This is a genomic window from Sphingomonas sp. 10B4, from assembly GCF_035019905.1.
Classification (GTDB): Bacteria; Pseudomonadota; Alphaproteobacteria; order Sphingomonadales; family Sphingomonadaceae; genus Sphingomonas; species Sphingomonas glacialis.
In genome coordinates this window covers 1-228 of sequence record NZ_JASJVC010000436.1, presented here as the reverse complement: position 1 = coordinate 228, position 228 = coordinate 1, and the positions used below count along the sequence as shown (strand labels likewise).

Below are 228 nucleotides of genomic sequence, written 5' to 3'. Positions count from 1 at the left end.
CAGGAAGACGTTAACGATGCCCGTGTCCTGACAGATAGGCCGTTTTCCTTCCGCGCACATGCGTGAATTGGTCAGGATTTGCGCAATCGCATCCTTGGCCGCAGGACTTTGCTCGCTTTCATACGCACGCGCCAGATGCTGGATGTAATCGCAGAGCGGCGGCGACGGATTCGATGAGATCGTCTTGCTTGATGATGGTCATGGCTGGTTTTCTCGAGTGGATATGAG

General features: G+C 54.4%; 1 pseudogene. It reads right to left on the bottom strand.

The annotated features are described in order from the left end of the window. A pseudogene (locus tag QN347_RS20410) lies at positions 1-202 on the bottom strand (fumarate hydratase); the annotation flags it as partial. Between the last annotated feature and the right edge of the window lie 26 nt (positions 203-228).